This window comes from Streptococcus oralis (genome assembly GCF_026782085.1).
GTDB classification, from domain to species: Bacteria; Bacillota; Bacilli; order Lactobacillales; family Streptococcaceae; genus Streptococcus; species Streptococcus oralis_DA.
Genome location: NZ_JAKUVW010000004.1, coordinates 148,111 through 162,171, shown reverse-complemented (window position 1 = coordinate 162,171; position 14,061 = coordinate 148,111). Strand labels below are relative to the sequence as shown.

The following is a 14,061-nucleotide window of genomic DNA, read 5'->3' as shown; positions in this document are numbered from 1 at the left end:
TAAAAAAACATCTCGCTTAGAAGCCCAAGCGAGATGTTGATTTACTCCCGCTTGGTAAGCCAAACAGGACTAATGCTTTTGCACTAGCCCGAGTACCTCAACAACAAAGCAAATTGATTAAACTTAGCTGTTTTCATGTTTGACTTTCTCCTTCGTTTGATATCTTGTTTAGTATTTTAGCATAGCTAAAAACACTTGTCAAGAAAAAATCCATTATTTTCTGAAAATTTCTTCAGTAAAGAATATTTTGCTAATTGAAAGTATTTGAAAAGTCAAGTAACTTTCCTTATTTTTTCACAGTCAAGTTCCAACTTTTTTCGATGAGTTCTAACACTTCTTCATCTTGCAAACTATCATCAAGCGCCAGACTAAGCCAGTAGCGTTTGTTCATATGAAAGGCTGGATAAATGCCTTTTTTTGAAAACAGGTCAGCTACTTGGTCGTGTTTGAGGTTGACTGCTTCGACTAGCCCTTCTCTGCCCTTTTCCAGCTTATCCCAAGGAATTCTCATCACAACAGCATACCACTTTTGATTGCCTTCATGTCTTAACACTGCTGTATCAGGCGATTTCTCCCAAAGATACTCCAATTGATTACCATATTTTTTCTGAACTTGAACCATGATACGCTTAGTCTGAGGGCAGATAAAATCCTGTACATCAAAGCAAGCCTTCCGAATCTGGTAAAGAATCTCCAAACAAGCCTCACGAACACTTCCGACAAAACTTCCCCGCATACTTTCCATATGTACTTGAGGATAGTGGTCACCCGTTTCCTGATCAAAAACCTGAAAACTCACATTGTCAGGAGTGATAGAGACTGTCATGGAAAAGTCACCTTGCAAAATCTGGCAACTATAGGTCCAGACTTCCCCATTTTCCACAAAACCATAGGCATGTGCTTTTTCTTTATTAAACTGATAGGATTTAAAAATTTCAAACATAAGTGAAAACTGCTACCAAAAGCTAGCAGTTCCTTTCTATTTTTTAAAAGACAACCTTAGTACCGTGAAGTTGCGTCACACCCAGCTGGTCGATAAAGGTTTGACGGTTATCCAAGTCAATCCCCCCACCTGGTAGAATTTCAATTTTACCTTTAGCATGTTCCAAAATTCTGTGATAATGAGCGAAACGTTTCTCTAGCGAGTCTCCAGACACACCAGCACGAGTTAAGATACGAGCGACTCCGGCTTGGCTGAGCCAGTCAATGGCTTCCAACTGGTCTTCATCACTCAATTCATCAAAGGCCATGTGAAAGACAATTTCCATTCCTTTAGATGTGGCAATCAACTTTTCAAGATTAGCCTTATCCAACTTCTTATCAGCAGTTAAAGCCCCAAATACAACACCTTGGCTTCTAGCCTGAGCAGTCAAACGAATGTCTTCTAGCATGATTGCTATTTCAAGATCAGTATAGACAAAATCTCCACCACGGGGACGAATCATGGTCATAATGGTGGTGTCGTAGTTAGCCGCCAGTTCAACCGCTGCCTTGGTCACTCCATAGCTGGGTGTTGTTCCTCCTACTGCTAGATTGTCACAAAGTTCGATTCGACGAGCTCCAGCCTGCATCGCTTTTTCAAGCAAGGTCACATTTTCAGCACAAAATTCGTAAATCATTTGATTCTCCTTGATGTTTTCTTTAAATTTATTATATCATATTATTTTAAATATGCTTTTATTTTTATCAAGGCAAATAACTACTATTTTTATCTATTATTTGTCAGGAATGACTTTAAAGAGATAGTAGGTGATAAAGATAGTCAAGGCTCCCAGACCGATTTTGACTGGCAAAAGAGGGGCAAAATAAATAGAAATCCCCATCAAGATATAGATAGATACGATGATTTTTTTCTTTCGTTCACGCGCGATTGACTTGGTTTCTCGAAAATCAGCTACATAGGTCTGATAAAGCTTGGTATGATAAAGCCAGTCTTCAAAACGCTTAGAAGATTTTGAAAAGCAAGCGATCGCTAACAAAAGAAAGGGAGTTGTTGGCAAAAGGGGTAGGACAACTCCAATAACAGCTAAAGCCAGTGAAATAAAGCCGATACTGAGATAAATGAGACGCATGATTTCTCCTAGATAAATTATTCTTCCTCTAGTTTCGCATACAAGGAGGAAATTTGTCAAGCCTCAACAAAAAAGAGCCTGAAATTTATTTTCAGGACTCTACATTTTATTTAATTTTCTCTTCTTCGTAGTCGCCATTACTACATACAACCTGCTTGCCACCACCACGGACCTTTTTCTCCACAAGGAAGTGTCCGCATTTTGGACAATCACGGCCAATTGGTTTATCCCAGGAAGTAAATTCACATTCTGGATAGCGATTGCAACCATAAAAGATACGATTGCGCTTGGTTTTGCGTTCAATGATTTGTCCTTGATGACAGCTTGGACACTCGACTCCAATCTCCTTAACAATCGCTTGTGTATGACGGCAGTCTGGGAAGTTGCTACAAGCATAGAATTTACCAAAACGACCGAGCTTAATCACCATTGGACTGCCACAAACTTCACAGTCAAATCCAGCTGGCTCATCCTTGATCTGGATTTTTTCCATTTCGGATTCAGCCTTGGCTACTTCTTTGGAGAATGGTTTATAAAATTCGTCAATAACACGTTGCCACTGCTCTTTTCCAACTTCGACATCATCCAGTTTCCCTTCCATCTCAGCTGTGAAGGTCACGTTTACGATATCTGGGAAGTATTCAACGATGAGTTTATTGACAATTTCTCCCAGTTCTGTCGGTTCAAAACGTTTTGCTGCCAGACGAACGTAGTAGCGTTTTTGGATAGTTTCAATGGTCGGAGCATAGGTTGACGGGCGTCCAACTCCATTTTCTTCCAAGGTCTTGATAAGAGTCGCTTCCGAATAGCGAGCTGGCGGTTGAGTGAAATGTTGTTCTGGCTTGCTATTGACCTGCTTGACCACATCTCCTACTGCCATATCTGGCAACATTTTATTCTTATCAGAATCATTATAAATGGCAAGATAACCATCAAACTTAACCTGACTACCATTGGCAGCAAATTGAACCCCATTTTGAGACAATTTAACAGCCATGGTATCAAAGATAGCGCCTGTCATCTGGCTAGCCACAAAACGGTTCCAGATCAGGGTATAGAGCTTGAGCTGGTCTTTGTCCAAGTACTTAGCGATGCTTTCAGGTGTGTTAAAGACACTAGATGGACGAATGGCTTCGTGGGCATCCTGAGCACCTGAGGCATTCTTGACCTTGCTACCATGCTTGGAATACTTGCTACCAAAACGGTCGTTAATGTAGCTTGCAGCTTCGTTCTGAGCCACAGGACTGATACGAGTCGAGTCAGTACGCATATAGGTAATCAAACCTTGCACACCTGATCCGATATTGATCCCTTCATAGAGCTGTTGAGCCACCATCATGGTCTTTCGAGTACGGAAATTAATTTTGTTAGCCGCATCCATTTGCATGGTTGAAGTTGTATACGGTAGGGGCGCATTGCGTTTGCGTTCTTTCTTATCTACCTGGTCTACTGTGAAATCTTTACTAGTCAAATGGGACAAGACTTCTTTGACCTCTTCATTGGTGGTCAATTTCATCTTTTTGCCATTCATACCATAGAAAGAAGCCTGAAATTGTTTGGTTCCCTTCTTAAAAACACCATCAATTGTCCAGTATTCTTCCGGTTGGAAGGCATTGATTTCATTTTCACGGTCAATGATGAGTTTAAGGGCAACTGACTGCACGCGCCCTGCTGATAAGCCCTTCTTAACCTTTTTCCACAAAATAGGCGAAATCGAATACCCTACCAAGCGGTCCAAGACACGACGAGCTTGTTGGGCATCGACCAAGTCCATGTCAATCTTGCGAGGTTTTTTAAAGGCATTTTTTACTGCGTCTTTGGTGATTTCATTAAAAACCACACGGTTGGCATCATTCTCATCCAAATCAAGGATATGAGCCAAATGCCAGGAAATTGCTTCTCCTTCACGGTCCGGGTCACTCGCCAGAAAGACTTTATTGGACTTTTTAGCTTCTTTTTTCAAGTCATTAATGAGAGGGCCTTTTCCACGGATATTGATATACTGCGGTTCATAGTTATTTTCAATGTCGACCGACATACTGGATTTTTTCAAATCACGTATATGCCCGACACTGGCTAAAACCTTGTAATTTCTGCCTAGATATTTCTCAATCGTTTTCGCCTTGGCAGGAGACTCTACGATGACTAGATTTTTTTTAACTGTTGATTTTTTCTTCTTTGTTGCCGTAGCCACACTATCACACCTTTTCAAAGTAATAAACTTTATAAAGTGTAAACCATTTTTCTATAGCTGTCAAGACCTAAGTACTATATATAGAAGAAAAGTTTATCTGAGGGAACAAATTTCTCCTTAAAATTCAAACTCAGCCAGCACATCTTGACCGCTGGAAATCAGTTTTGCTCCCTCTTGAATCAGGTGGTGACAGCCATCTGAATGGCCATCTAAAATGTTTCCTGGAATGGCAAAAACATCGCGTCCTTCTTCCATAGCTCGCTCACAAGTAATAAGACTACCAGAACGCATCCTTGCCTCTGCAACGATCACACCACGGCAAAGGCCAGCAATGATGCGATTACGAGCTGGAAAGTGAAATTTCAAGGGTTCTTCATCTGGTCCGTATTCGCTAAGTACCAAATGGTGATTGCCAATGTGTTCTTGCAAACGTTTATTGGCACGGGGGTAGAAAACATCCAAGCCTGTTCCAATGACGGCAATCGTTCTTCCTCCATTCTGGAGTGCAGCCATATGGGCAGCCGTATCAATCCCTTTGGCCAAACCACTGACCACAATTAACTCGTTTTCCAAACCTTGAATGACTTTCTGAACCGACTTTGCTCCCTGACTTGAACATGAACGACTCCCTACAAGAGCAACCTTTGGAAATTTCAATAAGTCTAGATTCCCTTTATAAAACAAGATCGCTGGAGCATCATAAATCTCACTCAGATCCCAAGGATAACAGTCGTCTAGAATCGAGAAGGAGGGGAATTTTTGAAACTCCTTCTCCAACTGTGCATCATCTATCTGGAAATAGCGTTCCATAAAGACAGCAGGATTACGGCATCCCGATATTTCTGCAATGTCACCTAGCAAGAGCTCCTGATCTACAGTCTCATCGTATTCAAGAACAGTTAAAATCTGTTGATTTGTCAGCCCAGCTTTTCTCAATTTGTAAATCTCATAGTTTGTGATCTTCATATACAACTCCATTTCTTTTTCTACTCATCTATCTATTCGTAAAAAAATAAAAAGAAGACCAAGAATCTTCTTTTTTTCATTTATTCAGCTTTAGCTTTAGTATTTGACCAGCTACTTTCAACCATCGGTAAGATTGTTTTTAAAGTTTCCCCATCCCCTTCAAGTGAAACATAGCGGATTTTACCATCATTTGATCGGAAAACCCAAGTAACGAGGTATTTCCCTGACTTAGCAATTGCATTGACAACATAGGCTTCATAACCTCCAATGGTCGATTTGGAGCCCCAAACCTTACTGAAATCAGAGCTTTGTTCTTTGGAAGTTAAAATACTAGATGAGACAGCCACAACATCCAGTTTAGCATATTCTTCTTCGCTGATATTAAACTGCTCAGCCTTGAAGGTATTCAGCGTAACAATGTTGATATCTGTTCCATCACTATACTGTATATCATTTCCACCTTCTACTTCATGGAATCGAACCCATGATTTGGGTACCTTGACAAAACCATATTCATTCGAACCAATGATTTGCGTCTCTTCCTTTTTCGCTTCAGAAACGTCAGAGCTAGAGCTACTCGTTTCCTGACTGCTAGAAGAACTAACAACTGCAGACGAACTTTCTTCGGTTGCTGTTTGTGATTTATTGGAGCATGAAGCTAGAAAAACACTAGCAGTAACTACAGTACCTAAAATTAATAATTTTTTCATCCTACCACCTTTCCATCTGCATTATAAGAAAAATATGGACTTCTGTCAAATTCTAACCTAATCTATTCTGTTAGTTTCCGATTTTATAGCTCACATTTAAAGCAAAAACTCTTGAAAAATCTTCAAGAGTTTTATTTTCTATTTCTATTCTTCATCCATGCTCAAGACGCTAAGGAAGGCTTCTTGTGGGACTTCTACTGATCCGATAGCCTTCATGCGTTTCTTACCAGCTTTTTGTTTTTCAAGGAGTTTGCGTTTACGAGAAACGTCACCACCGTAACACTTGGCAAGTACGTTCTTACGAAGGGCCTTGATATCAGTACGAGCCACGATTTTGTGCCCAATAGCTGCTTGAATTGGCACCTCAAATTGTTGACGAGGGATGATTTTCTTGAGCTTATCCACGATGAGTTTCCCACGTTCGTAGGCAAAATCCTTGTGAACGATAAAGCTGAGGGCATCCACCTTGTCCCCATTGAGAAGGATATCCATTTTGACCAGTTTAGATGGGCGATACTCTGACAATTCGTAGTCAAAACTTGCATAACCACGTGTCGAAGACTTAAGCTTATCAAAGAAGTCAAAGACAATTTCAGCAAGTGGAATTTGATAGATGACATTAACACGATTGTCATCAATATAGTCCATGGTTACAAAGTCCCCACGCTTGCGCTGAGCTAGTTCCATAACTGCTCCGACAAACTCCTGCGGTACCATGATTTGCGCCTTGACATACGGTTCTTCAATAGTCGCAATCTTGGTTGGATCTGGAAATTCAGAGGGGTTAGACACATCCATAGATTCACCGTCAGTTTGGTTAACCTTGTAAATAACAGACGGAGCTGTCATGATGAGGTCAATATTGAACTCACGTTCTAAACGCTCTTGGATAACATCCATATGGAGAAGTCCAAGGAATCCACAACGGAAACCGAATCCAAGCGCCTGAGATGTTTCTGGTTCAAACTGCAGGCTGGCATCGTTGAGCTGCAATTTTTCAAGGGCTTCACGAAGGTCATTGTACTTGTTTGATTCGATTGGATAAAGACCCGCAAAGACCATAGGATTCATCTGCTTGTATCCATCTAGCGGTTCTGCTGCTGGATTGCTTGCTAGAGTAACTGTATCACCCACACGGGTATCTTGAACCGTTTTGATAGAAGCCGCAATATAACCAACGTCACCAGTCGCAAGAAAATCACGACCAACTGCTTTCGGCGTGAAAATACCGACCTCCGTCACATCAAAGGTCTTGCCATTGCTCATGAGCTGAATCTTATCGCCAGGTTTAACCACTCCGTCCATAACACGCACTTGGAGGATAACCCCACGATAGGCATCATAAACTGAGTCGAAAATCAAGGCTTTTAATGGAGCTGCAACATCACCCGTTGGTGCTGGCACTTTTTCAACGATCTGCTCAAGAATTTCTTCAATACCAATACCAGCTTTGGCTGAAGCTAAGACTGCTTCGCTGGCATCCAGTCCGATGACATCCTCAATCTCTGTACGAACACGCTCTGGATCAGCTGCTGGAAGGTCAATCTTGTTAATGACTGGCAGAATTTCCAAATCATTGTCCAAGGCTAGATAAACGTTAGCAAGAGTTTGAGCTTCAATCCCTTGAGCCGCATCAACCACCAAAATCGCTCCTTCACAGGCAGCTAGCGAACGCGACACTTCATAGGTAAAGTCCACGTGTCCTGGTGTATCAATCAAGTGGAAAATATAGGTTTCGCCATCTTTTGCAGTGTAATTGAGCTCAATGGCATTGAGTTTAATGGTAATCCCACGTTCACGCTCAAGATCCATACTATCTAGAAGTTGGGCTTGCATTTCACGACTAGAAACGGTCTCCGTCTTTTCCAAAATGCGGTCTGCTAGGGTTGATTTCCCATGGTCAATATGGGCGATAATAGAGAAGTTCCGAATCTTCTCCTGTCGTTTCTTCAATTCTTCTAAGTTCATGATGCTCTTCCTTTCAGGGTATCTATTAATTATAAATTGTTTTTAACATTTTGACAAGACCATACCCTGCTAGGAGTACTAATCTTCGGCAATAAAACCATCATTTTCGATAAAGTGGTGTTCGGTCATTCCTTGGTCTGTAAAGACGATTCCATGAAGGACACCACCATAAACAGCTCCTCCATCCATGCCAATCTTGCCATCTTCTGTCATCCAAAGCTCAGCAGTACCTCGGTCTTGCTTTAGCAAACCATAAACTGGTGTATGCCCAAAGACAATGATTTTCCCAGTATGATTTTCGGCTTCGTGGAATGGCTTTCTGAGCCAGACTTTCTTGTAATCAGTCGTTTCATGCCAATCATCCAAGGTCAAATCAATACCTGCGTGAACAAAGATATATTTGTCTGTCTCTACCACAAATGGCATTTGACGAATAAATTCGACCAAGTCTGCCGCTTCAGTCGCAACACGCTTGGCATCTTCTACGCCATCAACTGGTGCATCCAAGGGACGACCTAAAATTGAGTTAATGGTTGTATCACCACCATTGCGACGATAATGGTCATAGCTTTCTTCTGGGTCATCAAGCCAAGTCAGAAACATATACTCATGGTTACCTGATAAACAAATAGCTCCTTGATTGTCGACCAAGTCTTTGACCATCTCTAGAACACGGCGACTGTCTTCACCTCGGTCAATCAAATCCCCTAGAAAGAGCAACTGAGTTTGACCATCCCAGGTCTTGAGCAGATCTTCTAGCATACCTGCCTTTCCGTGAACATCTCCAATTACATAATAGTCTGTCATTTATTTCATCCTCGTTTGCAATAATTCTCTGGCTTGGGTAAGGGCAGCTTCGGTTACATTTTCCCCAGCCAACATCTTAGCTACTTCCTCTACTCGCTCTTCTAAAGTCAAAAGGCGAACCGTCGACACCGTTGAGTGCTCATCGCTAATCTTCTCAATAAAGAATTGATAATCCGCGATGGCAATCACTTGTGGAAGGTGAGAAATAGCAAGAACCTGACCATGCTGACCAATCTTATGAATCTTTTGAGCAATGGCTTGGGCCACACGACCTGAAACTCCCGTATCCACCTCATCAAAGACAATACTAGTCTTACCTTCTTTGCGAGAAAAGGCGGATTTAATAGCTAGCATGAGGCGGGATAATTCCCCACCAGATGCAACTTTGACCAAAGGCTTAAAGTCCTCACCTGGGTTGGTGGAAATGTAAAATTCGACTGCTTCATTTCCTTCACGGCTGAACTTACTCTTACTAAAGCGAACCTGAAATTGAGCCTTCTCCATATAGAGATCTTGCAGTTCTTGTTTAATCTCTGCCTCAAGCTGCTGGGCCAAATCATGGCGAGCAGATGCAAGCTGACCTGCCAAATCAACAAGATTAACTTCCAATTTCTTGAGTTCTGCTTCCATATCTTCGGAAGAAAGATTATTTCCAGTCAAGAGATTGTACTCTTCCGTAATCTTGGCAAAATAAAGCAAAACATCGTCCACAGTTCCACCGTACTTGCGTGTAATAGTATTTATAAGGTCTAAGCGATTTTCAACCTGCATGAGACGATTGCCATCAAAATCCAAGTCCTCAATAATATCTTCCAAACGCTTTGTAATATCTTCTAAAACATAGTAGGTCTCAGACAGAGAACTTGAAATTTCACGGTATTCAGGGTCGTATTCTTCAACACTTTCCATGTCATTCATGGCTGAACGGACATTAGCAAGACTGGAGAATTCCTCATTGTCCAGCATACTGTAGGCATTGGTTAGCGTATCCGCAATATTTTTATGATTGAGGAGTTTATCTCGTTCTTGGTTGAGAGCTAAGTCTTCACCAGCCTGTAAGTTCGCTGCCTCAATCTCTGCCATTTGAAATTCCAACATCTCAATACGAGCCTTATGTTCCTGCTGGTTTTTCTTGACTTCCAAAACCTGCTTGCGCATTTTGCGATAGGCATCAAAGCTCGTCTGATAGGTCTCCTTCAAGTCCAAGAAAGCAGCATCACCAAACTCATCCAACATCTGGATGTGCAGTTGAGGACGCATTAACTCCTCTTGGTCATGCTGACCATGGATATCCACAAGGTGTTGCCCAATGGCACGCAAGACAGAAAGATTGACCATCTGACCATTCACGCGACTAACACTACGACCATTTTGCAGAATTTCACGCCGGATGATAATTTCATCACCCATTTCCAAACCTTGCTCATCAAAAAGTTCCTGTAAAAGGCGACTATTTTCAACTGAGAAAAGCCCCTCAATCTCTGCTTTTGGCGCACCGTGACGAATAACATCTGTCGTTGCACGAGCCCCCAACATGAGATTCATAGCGTCGATAATGATAGACTTTCCAGCACCCGTTTCCCCGGTCAAAACAGTCATACCCTTTTCAAAATTGAGGGAAATCGCCTCAATAATGGCAAAGTTTTTTATCGAAATTTCAAGTAACATACTGACCTACCATTTTTTGACTTGTTCAACAATTTCCTCAGCTGCCTCTGCTGTTCTAGCTACAATTAAGATAGAATCATCATCAGCTAGACAGCTAAAAATCTGTTCAGAGAATGCCTCAACCAACTGACTCTTCACAAAAATAGTATTTCCAGGAATGACAGCAAGGTTGATCATATTTCCCATTAACTCAGAACTCACAATATTGTCCTCAGCTAACTGCAAACTTTTGACGATTGATTTTGGCAACTCATAGATATAGGTGTTGTTCTTCAAAGGAATTTTAACAATACCAAGCTCCTTGATGTCCCTTGAGACAGTGGCTTGCGTAGCAGAAATACCTGCTTCCTTCAAATGCTCAACGATTTCTTCCTGAGTCCCGATTTGATAATCCGTGACAAATCTTCTAATTTTTTCAAGTCTCTCTTTTTTATTCATCTTTAAATTCTCTATGTGCTCTCTCTACAACTTTTTCTATTTCGGGAGCAACTTGATTACTTGCTCCCTCTTCCTTTTTCAAATATGCCAGAAATTCAATGTTTCCATGTCCACCTTGGATTGGTGAATAGTCTAATCCAAGCACTGAAAAACCTTGCTCAACTGCCATAGCAGTGACAGATTCAAGGACAGTTTGATGAACCTTGGCATCGCGAATGATTCCATTCTTTCCAATCTGCTCACGACCTGCTTCAAACTGGGGCTTAACCAGAGCCACCACCTGCCCTTGATCTGCCAAGACACGGTGCAAGGCAGGCAAAATCAGACTGAGGGAAATGAAACTCACATCAATACTGGCAAAGCTCGGTTCCTGCTCAAAATCAGTCTTTTCAGCATAACGAAAATTAAACTGCTCCATGCTGACAACCCGTGGGTCTTGACGTAATTTCCAAGCCAACTGATTGGTGCCAACATCGACTGCAAAGACTAACTCAGCACCATTTTGCAACATGACGTCAGTAAATCCACCAGTGGAAGCCCCAATATCAATCGTAGTTGCTCCCTCCACTGACAAATCAAAGACCTGCAAGGCCTTCTCTAGTTTTAGACCACCTCGACTGACATACTTGAGTTTTTCACCCTTGAGTTTTAGCTCAGTGTCATCTGGGATTTTCTCTCCTGGTTTGTCAAAGCGTTCTCCATTAAGGACTGCTACGACTAGTCCAGCCATGACACCGCGCTTGGCCTGTTCTCGCGTTTCAAACAAGCCCTGTTTATAAGCTAGTACATCCACTCTTTCCTTAGCCATTGATTCTCAAACTTTCTACTATTTTCACAATCGGTGCTGTTTCAAAGGGAACCTGCTGGGCAATTTCTTCTAATTTAGCCTCGGCTTGATTCAGAGTTTGGTTACAAAAGGCAATGGCCTTTTCCAAGCCCAACAAGGCTGGATAGGTCGACTTTTCTGCCTGTAAATCCTTTTGCGGTGTCTTGCCGATTTCCTCAAAACTAGCTGTCACATCCAGCACATCATCTCGAACTTGAAAGGCAAGTCCGATTAATTCACCCACAGTTTTCAATTTTGCTTGGATTTCTGGTTCCAATTCCGCAATGATAGCAGCTGCTTGGAAAGGATAAGCTAGTAATTTTCCAGTCTTATTGGCATGAATGGTCTGAAGTTCTTCCAAGGATAAATGCTGGTGTTCGCCTTCCATATCTAAAACCTGCCCTGCCACCATACCTAGACTCCCTGAAGCAAGGGATAAGTTGGCAATCAAATCCACCTTGATCTGACTTGATAAATCTGCCTGCGCTATCAAGGCATAGGGATCTAGGAACAAGGCGTCTCCTGCCAATATTGCCATCGCTTCGCCAAATTTCTTATGATTGGTTAAACGCCCTCGACGGTAATCGTCATCATCCATAGCAGGAAGGTCATCGTGAATCAAGCTCCCTGTATGAATCATTTCCAAGGCCGCGGCTACCTGCGCATGAGCTGGTTGGATAACCACTTTCAGGGATTCCAAAACTTCTAGCAAAAGAAAAGGGCGAATACGCTTGCCACCAGCATGAATGGAATAGAGAACAGACTCTCGCAAACTAGAGGCAAACTGCTGGTCTCCATAAAAATCTTCCAAAGCCGATTCAACAAGAGCTAATTTTTCTTGCTTCTTCATTCAAAATCACTTTCTGTCCCGTCTTCTTGCATGACCTTAACCAAGGTCTTTTCAGCCTTGTCCAGCGTCGCTTGGAGCTCTTTTGACAAGACCATTCCCTTTTGAAAGGCAGCAATCGCATCTTCTAAAGCAATTTCACCATTTTCTAAACTTTGGACAATGATCTCCAGTTCTGCTAGATTTTCCTCAAATTTCTTTTGTTTTGACATCTTTAACCTCTAATTCTACTTGACCATCTCGCATCAAAAGCGTCACTTGATCTTTTTTATTCAACATCTCAACAGAATCGACTACGGACTCTTCTTTTTTGACAATTGCATAACCACGAGCCACGATTCGACTGGTATCCAACATCATCAAAGCTTCTGAAAGTCGCTTGACTTCAGCAACCTTGGCATCATAAACCAGCGCCATTTGGCTGCGTAGGAGCTTGTCCAACTGACCTAGGCGGTCTTGATAGCGTTGAATTTTGGTAACAGGTGATAACTGGACTAGTCGATGCGTCCTTGCTTGGACTAGCTGTTTATTATCAGAAATCCGTGTTCGCAAACTTTGTTTTAATCGCAGTTGCAGTTGATCTAACCGTTGTAAATAACCATCATACAAACGCTCTGGCTGTCTAAAGATGACTGACTGACTGCATTTTTTCAGAGCTTCTTTTTTTCTTGACAGGACATTCTGAACTGCTGTTGCCATCCGCTTTTCTTGATTTTGCAAATGAGCTAATACATCCAACTTGGTCACAGGCGTTGCCAGTTCAGCAGCAGCTGTTGGCGTCGCAGCCCGTCTATCTGCCACAAAATCCACCAAGGTCACATCCGTCTCATGACCAACACTAGAGATGATGGGTAAACGAGATTCGAAAATAGCCCGTACCACGATCTCTTCGTTAAAAGCCCAGAGATCCTCGATGGAACCCCCACCACGACCAATGATGAGAACATCTAGGTCCTCACGTTGATTGGCACGCGCAATATTTCGAGCAATTTCCTCCGCTGCTCCATCACCTTGTACCTTGGTCGGATAGAGAAGGATATCAACACCAGGAAAACGTCTGCTGACGGTCGTGATGATATCTCGAATAACAGCTCCACTGCGACTGGTTACCACACCGATACGCTTAGCAAACTGGGGAAGAGGTTGCTTGAATCTCTCTTGAAATAGACCTTCTTCCGTTAGTTTTTTCTTGAGTTGTTCAAACTGAATCGCAAGCGCCCCAACCCCATCAGGCTCAGCTTTTTCAATGATGATAGAGTAGCTACCGCTTGGTTCATAGACCTGCACACGCCCAATTACATTGATCTTCATTCCTTCTTCCAGGTCGAAACCTAATTTCTGATAGATCCCTGACCAGATGGTCGCTTGAATAACTGCATGGTCATCCTTTAGGGAGAAATATTGGTGAGTAGGTCGTTTACGAAAGTTGGAAACTTGACCAGTTAAATAGACCCGTTCCAAGTAAGGGTCTTTATCGAATTTCATTTTCAGATACTTGGTCAAAGTTGTTACCGATAAATACTTTTCCATCTCCACCTACTATTCATTTTCTTGCTTTTCCATGG

14 protein-coding genes are annotated in these 14,061 nt (G+C 42.1%); all 14 read right to left on the bottom strand.

Features of this window, described 5'->3' with window-relative positions; all coding sequences use genetic code 11:
- Positions 1-286: 286 nt before the first annotated feature.
- Positions 287-943, bottom strand: coding sequence for an MmcQ/YjbR family DNA-binding protein (locus MK395_RS02915; RefSeq protein ID WP_268711237.1), 657 nt, complete (start codon positions 941-943; stop codon positions 287-289).
- A gap of 43 nt (positions 944-986) precedes the next feature.
- Entirely contained in the window at positions 987-1,619 is a 633-nt protein-coding gene (locus MK395_RS02910; RefSeq protein WP_254725638.1) for a copper homeostasis protein CutC, read from the bottom strand.
- Between the two features lie 96 nt (positions 1,620-1,715).
- Entirely contained in the window at positions 1,716-2,072 is a 357-nt protein-coding gene (locus tag MK395_RS02905) for a YbaN family protein (protein ID WP_254725636.1), read from the bottom strand.
- Between the two features lie 106 nt (positions 2,073-2,178).
- Positions 2,179-4,266: a type I DNA topoisomerase gene (gene topA / locus MK395_RS02900; RefSeq protein WP_049500024.1), complete on the bottom strand. Its 2,088-nt coding sequence runs from the start codon at positions 4,264-4,266 to the stop codon at positions 2,179-2,181.
- A 117-nt stretch (positions 4,267-4,383) separates the two neighbouring features.
- Complete coding sequence (dprA, locus tag MK395_RS02895; protein WP_000705334.1) at positions 4,384-5,232, bottom strand: DNA-processing protein DprA; 849 nt, start codon at positions 5,230-5,232, stop codon at positions 4,384-4,386.
- 80 nt (positions 5,233-5,312) lie between these two features.
- Entirely contained in the window at positions 5,313-5,942 is a 630-nt protein-coding gene (locus MK395_RS02890; RefSeq protein WP_000734760.1) for a hypothetical protein, read from the bottom strand.
- A gap of 144 nt (positions 5,943-6,086) precedes the next feature.
- Positions 6,087-7,910, bottom strand: a complete 1,824-nt coding sequence (gene lepA, locus MK395_RS02885; protein ID WP_001047193.1) for a translation elongation factor 4 — start codon at positions 7,908-7,910, stop codon at positions 6,087-6,089.
- Positions 7,911-7,988: 78 nt separating this feature from the next.
- A complete protein-coding gene (locus tag MK395_RS02880) occupies positions 7,989-8,717 on the bottom strand; it encodes a metallophosphoesterase family protein (protein ID WP_000133347.1) in 729 nt (242 codons plus the stop codon).
- Positions 8,718-10,385 (bottom strand): DNA repair protein RecN, encoded by a 1,668-nt coding sequence (recN, locus tag MK395_RS02875; protein WP_268711236.1) that lies wholly within the window; start codon positions 10,383-10,385, stop codon positions 8,718-8,720.
- Positions 10,386-10,391: 6 nt separating this feature from the next.
- Entirely contained in the window at positions 10,392-10,823 is a 432-nt protein-coding gene (locus tag MK395_RS02870; protein ID WP_001034390.1) for an arginine repressor, read from the bottom strand.
- Positions 10,816-11,631, bottom strand: a complete 816-nt coding sequence (locus MK395_RS02865) for a TlyA family RNA methyltransferase (RefSeq protein WP_049478160.1) — start codon at positions 11,629-11,631, stop codon at positions 10,816-10,818. The genes MK395_RS02870 and MK395_RS02865 overlap by 8 nt, the downstream gene beginning before the upstream one ends.
- Positions 11,624-12,499: a polyprenyl synthetase family protein gene (locus MK395_RS02860; RefSeq protein ID WP_129313065.1), complete on the bottom strand. Its 876-nt coding sequence runs from the start codon at positions 12,497-12,499 to the stop codon at positions 11,624-11,626. Before MK395_RS02860 ends, MK395_RS02865 begins: the two co-directional genes overlap by 8 nt.
- Positions 12,496-12,708: an exodeoxyribonuclease VII small subunit gene (locus MK395_RS02855; RefSeq protein ID WP_000043222.1), complete on the bottom strand. Its 213-nt coding sequence runs from the start codon at positions 12,706-12,708 to the stop codon at positions 12,496-12,498. Before MK395_RS02855 ends, MK395_RS02860 begins: the two co-directional genes overlap by 4 nt.
- Positions 12,686-14,026, bottom strand: coding sequence for an exodeoxyribonuclease VII large subunit (xseA, locus tag MK395_RS02850; protein WP_268711235.1), 1,341 nt, complete (start codon positions 14,024-14,026; stop codon positions 12,686-12,688). Before xseA ends, MK395_RS02855 begins: the two co-directional genes overlap by 23 nt.
- Positions 14,027-14,061: the final 35 nt, after the last annotated feature.